We start from the raw sequence: 6,176 nt of genomic DNA on the forward strand, positions 1-6,176 counted from the left end.
ATTGATTGTTACCTCGCAGAAAATGAGTTACCGCAGCTACAGCTTTGGGCTGCATTGGGGTTGTGGAAGCGGAAACCTCCGCCCATCAAGTCTTCTGAATAATCTAAGGTGAGCTCATTGAGATATTTTATGTGCTGGGGGTCGATCGCAACTTGAACTCCCTCGGACTCGCAGAGAGTGTCTTCTGGGACGGGCGCATCGTCAAATGCCATTGTATAGGACAAACCGGAACAGCCGCTCGATTCCACGCCCAGACGAAACAAAGCATTGGGATGAGAATGCTTGGATTTGAGACGGTTTATTTCTAGGGCTGCGGTTTTACTCAGATGAATCATTATTGGTAATTTGTAATTGGAAATGTAGGGTGCGCAATGCGCACCTTACTGGAAATGTAGGGTACGCATTGCGCACCTTACGAGTGAGTTACTTAGCCTTTTCTGTACGGGCATAATCGTCTTGGAAGCGCACAATATCATCTTCTCCGAGATATTCGCCATTCTGTACTTCAATTAAAACCAGCGGGATAACTCCTGGATTTTCCAGACGGTGATTGATGCACTGTGGAACGTAGGTAGACTGATTTGTAAACAAAACTTGTTCGGTTTCACCGCAAGTAACTTTTGCAGTACCAGAAACTACGATCCAGTGTTCGCTGCGGTGGTGGTGCATTTGCAGGCTGAGGCGATGTCCGGGATTAACTTCGATTCGCTTGATTTTATATCCTGGGCCTTCTTCTAGGGTCGTAAACGAGCCCCAAGGCCGCGATTCTGTAGCGGTTATTTCGTTGGATGCAGCAGGTGCGTGCAGAGTAGATAGTTGAGAAATTTCTTGAATTTGAACCATGATTTTCACTCCTTGGGGATTGCTTGCTGAATCCTGTGTTAAACGACTTTGGGTTTGGTATTAGCTAATTTATCCTGAAAACCGCAGTTCGATCGCGCGAACCGGTTAGCGGACTGTAGACTTTTGCACTTTTACCTGCGAAATCTGGATCGACCCACCTTGACCACCATAGCAAAACGATCGCAGTAGTTGTCATCCGTGATTCGCTCGATCGGCAAAATCTACATCAAATCTTCATTCTCAAAGGCCTGTGCTTTAAATAAGCTTAACGGGAGTGAAGCGGGGTGGGAGAGGGCGACAGTCCGGGAGCGGGCTATCAGGCTTCGGGAGCGGGTAAAGAGGGAGAGAATTTTTGTTCTGACTAATGGCTGATGACTAATGAGTAATGATTAATCACTAAAACATGAGTTGACATGATTAGAAAATACAGATTAGGTACAATAAAAAGCTTGGGACTGTATCGATCGCAATCTCTCCGTCACTTTTAGGAATATATCAAAATGAACAGCAACGGACTGCCAGCAAAACAAGGCCTATACGATCCGCAGTTCGAGCACGACGCTTGCGGAGTCGGCTTTATTGTACACATCAAGGGTAACAAATCACACGAAATCGTCGAACAGGCTTTGACAATCCTGCTGAACCTCGACCACCGCGGCGCCTGCGGCTGCGAACCCAACACCGGAGACGGGGCGGGCATTTTGATGCAGGTACCCCACAAATTTCTTAAGAAAGCAGCCGCAGCTTTAAATATCGCACTTCCAGAAGCTGGCGAGTACGGAGTTGGGGCAATTTATTCGTCGCGCGATCGGACTCAACGGGAAAATGGGCAACGCATTTTTGCCGAAATCGCTGCGGAAGAAGGATGTCCCGTGCTCGGTTGGCGCGAAGTTCCCACTGATAACTCATCCCTGGGCGATACCGCCAAAGCTAGCGAACCCTTGATGCAGCAAGTGTTCCTAGCCCGTCCCGCAGGTATGGACGAGGCGGGTTTTGAGCGAAAACTTTACGTGATCCGCAAACGCGCCCACAATGCCATCCGCAGGACGAATGTAGACCCCTACTGGTATAATTCCACTCTGTCGTGCCGGACGATCGTCTACAAGGGAATGTTGATGCCCGTACAAGTGGGAGACTATTATCCCGACCTCCACGACCCTGACATGGAAAGCGCTTTAGCGCTGGTTCACTCGCGCTTCAGCACGAATACTTTTCCAAGTTGGGAACGATCGCACCCTTACCGCTACATCGCCCACAACGGCGAAATTAACACCATGCGCGGCAACATCAATTGGATGAACGCGCGGCAATCGATGTTCGAGTCGGAACTATTCGGCGATGATTTAAAGAAAATCCCGAATTTAATCAATGTCGATGGTAGTGACTCAACTATTTTTGACAATGCTTTGGAATTGCTTTATTTGGCTGGGCGTTCTTTACCGCACGCTGTAATGATGATGATTCCTGAACCTTGGACAGCCCACGAGTCGATGAGTGACGAGAAAAAGGCTTTCTACGAATACCATTCCTGCTTGATGGAACCTTGGGATGGCCCGGCTTCGATCGCCTTTACTGACGGAACATCGATCGGCGCTGTGCTCGATCGCAATGGTTTGCGTCCTTCCCGCTACTGCGTCACCAAGGACGACTTGGTAATTATGGCATCGGAAGCGGGAGTTTTGCCGATCGCACCGGAACGAATTCTCTCAAAAGGCCGTTTGCAACCAGGCCGGATGTTTCTGGTAAATACAGCCGAAGGCCGGATCATTTCGGACGAGGAAATCAAACATCAAATCGCCTCCGAACATCCGTATCGCGAGTGGATTGACCAGCATATGGTCGAGATTGCCAAACTGCCAGATGCTAAGGATTTGACAGAATCCAATCCTGAAACATTAATCCAGCGTCAAATGGCTTTTGGCTACACCTTTGAAGAGCTGCGGTTGCTGTTAGCACCGATGGCAAAAGATGGTGTGGAAGCTGTCGGAGCGATGGGTGCAGACACGCCGCTGGCTGTGCTTTCCAATCGCCAAAAGCTACTTTATGAATACTTCCAACAACTGTTTGCCCAAGTTACGAATCCGCCCATTGATTCGATCCGCGAAGAAATTGTTACTTCTGCGGAAACGACAATTGGTTCTGAACGCAATTTGCTCAAGCCGGAACCGGAAAGTTGTCATTTAATTGAACTGAAAACGCCAATTCTCAGCAATGAAGAATTGGCTAAACTCAAACACGTTGCCCAAGGTAATTTCAAGTCGATTACCATACCGATCTTGTTTGACCCGAAAACAGGAGTGAAAGGTTTGGAACAAGCCTTAGAAGATGTGTTCGCAGCAGCCGACAGTGCGATCGCCTCTGGGGTAAATATTCTCATTTTGTGCGATCGGGGAATCGATGCCGAAAACGCTCCAATTCCCGCATTGCTAGCAGTTGCTGGTCTCCACCACCACTTGATCCGCCAAGGTACGCGGACGCGGGCGGGACTGGTGCTCGAATCTGGCGAACCGCGCGAAGTGCATCACTTTGCGACTTTAATCGGCTACGGTTGCGGTGCGATCAATCCGTATTTAGCTTTTGAGACGATCGCAGATTCGATCCGCGAAGGTTTGCTGGTAAATGTTGATACCAAGACAGCTTGCAAAAACTACGTCAAAGCCGCAACCAAAGGCGTGACCAAGGTTGCGTCGAAAATTGGGATTTCCACCATTCAAAGTTACCGTGGTGCCCAGATATTTGAGGCGATCGGCTTAAACAAATCCGTAGTCGATAAATACTTCACTTGGACAGCATCGCGAATTGCCGGAGTTGACCTCGAAATTATCGCCCAAGAAGCGATTTTACGTCATACTCACGCATTCCCCGATCGCCCATCCAGCGGACACACCCTCGATGTCGGCGGCGAATATCAATGGCGCAAGGAAGGCGAAGCCCACTTGTTCAGCCCGCAAACCATTCACGCCCTGCAACAAGCGGTGCGCGAAGGCAGTTACCCGCTTTTCAAACAGTATTCCGGGCTGGTTAACGAACAAAGTCAACAGCATTTTACCCTGCGCGGTTTGCTGGAATTTAAGCAGCGGGAATCGATTCCGATTGAGGAAGTTGAGCCGATCGAATCTATTATCAAACGCTTCAAAACTGGGGCGATGAGTTATGGTTCGATTTCCCAAGAAGCCCACGAATCTCTAGCCGTCGCCATGAACCGCATCGGTGGCAAATCGAACACTGGCGAAGGTGGCGAAGATCCCGATCGCTATACTTGGACAAACGATCGCGGTGACTCGAAAAACAGTGCGATCAAACAAGTTGCTTCCGGGCGTTTCGGCGTTACCAGCTTGTACCTTTCCCAAGCCAAGGAACTCCAAATCAAGATGGCGCAAGGGGCAAAACCCGGAGAAGGCGGACAGTTACCCGGTAAAAAAGTATACCCGTGGATTGCCAAAGTCCGGCACTCAACTCCCGGTGTCGGCTTGATTTCGCCTCCGCCTCACCACGACATTTATTCGATCGAAGATTTGGCCGAATTGATTCACGACTTGAAAAATGCCAACCGGGAAGCACGGATTAGCGTCAAATTGGTGTCGGAAGTGGGAGTTGGGACGATCGCAGCAGGTGTTGCTAAAGCCCACGCCGATGTGGTGCTGATCTCCGGCTACGACGGCGGTACAGGCGCATCACCCCAAACTTCGATCAAACACTGCGGATTACCTTGGGAGTTGGGATTGGCCGAAACTCACCAAACCCTGGTACTCAACAATCTCCGCAGCCGAATTGCGGTGGAAACCGACGGACAACTCAAAACCGGCCGCGATGTAGCAATTGCTGCACTGCTTGGCGCTGAGGAATTCGGATTTGCCACCGCGCCGCTGGTGACTTTGGGCTGCATCATGATGCGCGTTTGCCACCAAAACACTTGCCCCGTCGGCGTTGCCACCCAAGATCCCCTGTTGCGGAAAAACTTTACCGGAGATCCCGATCACACAGTAAACTTTATGACATTCATCGCCCAAGAAGTCCGCGAAATCATGGCGCAGTTGGGCTTTCGCACGCTGAATGAAATGGTTGGGCGCACCGATGTTTTGGAAGCGCAACAAGCGGTGGAACACTGGAAGGCTAAGGGTTTGGACTTCTCGAACATCCTGTATCAGCCGGAAGTTGGGGAGGATGTCGGGCGCTACTGTCAGATGGCGCAGGATCACGGTTTGGAAAAGTCGATCGACCTTAGTGTACTGCTGGATTTGTGCAAAAGTGCGATCGAAAACGGCACACCAGTCAAAGCGACTTTGCCAATTACCAATGTCAACCGCGTTGTCGGCACAATTCTCGGCAACGAAATCACCAAACGCCACTGGGAAGGTTTACCCGATAATACCGTGCACCTGCACTTCCAAGGTAGCGCTGGGCAAAGCTTTGGGGCATTCGTACCCAAAGGAGTCACCCTAGAGCTCGAAGGCGAAGCCAACGACTATTTGGGCAAGGGGCTCAGCGGTGGCAAAATCGTGCTGTACCCGTCGCTAGCTTCCACCTTTGTCGCAGAAGAAAATGCGATCGTCGGCAACGTAGTGCTTTACGGAGCGACATCTGGCGAGGTTTTCATCCGAGGGCTGGCCGGCGAACGTTTCGGGGTGCGCAACTCCGGCGTTAACGCAGTAGTCGAAGGTGTCGGCGATCACGGTTGCGAGTACATGACTGGCGGCAAAGTTGTAGTTTTGGGTGCCACCGGGCGCAATTTTGCAGCGGGAATGAGTGGCGGTGTTGCTTACATTTTGGATGAGGCGGGGGATTTTGCAACTCGCTGCAATATGTCAATGGTAGGTTTGGAAAAGTTGGAGGATGCTGAGGAAATTGCCGATTTGCGGCAGTTGATTCAGACTCATTTTGATTTGACTGGAAGTGCGAAAGCATCAAAGGTTTTGGCAAATTGGGATGCGATGTTGCCAGTGTTTGTGAAGGTGATGCCGATGGATTATAAGCGGGTGTTGCAGGCAATCGAAAGGGCGATCGCTGCGGGTTTAAGCGGTGATGATGCGCTGACGGCGGCTTTTGAGGAAAATGCTCGCGATGTCGCCCGGATTGGCGGCAGTTAGGGTTCTGCGCTAGAATTCTACTCATGTAGCAAGAGTTTCTCTTGTTTGTAGCGAAGTCTAGATCCCCCCTAGCCCCCCTTAATAAGGGGGGGACAAGAAATATTCTTGCGTCCCCCTTCTTAACGGAGGGACAAGAAGTATTCTCTTTCGTCCCCCTTCTTAACGGAGGGACAAGAACGTTCTTTCAAAGTCCCCCTTCTTAAGGGGGATTTAGGGGGATCTAGACTTTGCCTAAAAGCGACATTT

The 6,176-nt window shown here is 50.4% G+C and carries 3 protein-coding genes; 1 reads left to right on the forward strand and 2 read right to left on the reverse strand.

The annotated features are described in order from the left end of the window. Positions 1-8: 8 nt before the first annotated feature. Positions 9-335, reverse strand: a complete 327-nt coding sequence (locus QT974_RS01065) for a HesB/IscA family protein (RefSeq protein WP_333466691.1) — start codon at positions 333-335, stop codon at positions 9-11. An 88-nt stretch (positions 336-423) separates the two neighbouring features. Beyond that, on the reverse strand, positions 424-843 hold the full coding sequence (locus QT974_RS01070; RefSeq protein WP_333466692.1) for a phosphomannose isomerase type II C-terminal cupin domain: 420 nt from the start codon (positions 841-843) through the stop codon (positions 424-426). Positions 844-1,343: 500 nt separating this feature from the next. On the opposite strand from QT974_RS01070, the gene gltB reads away from it, so the two are divergent. Next, positions 1,344-5,930: a glutamate synthase large subunit gene (gene gltB / locus QT974_RS01075; RefSeq protein ID WP_333466693.1), complete on the forward strand. Its 4,587-nt coding sequence runs from the start codon at positions 1,344-1,346 to the stop codon at positions 5,928-5,930. Positions 5,931-6,176: the final 246 nt, after the last annotated feature.

The organism is Microcoleus sp. BM001215392 (assembly GCF_036700185.1).
Taxonomy (GTDB): domain Bacteria; phylum Cyanobacteriota; class Cyanobacteriia; order Cyanobacteriales; family Microcoleaceae; genus Microcoleus.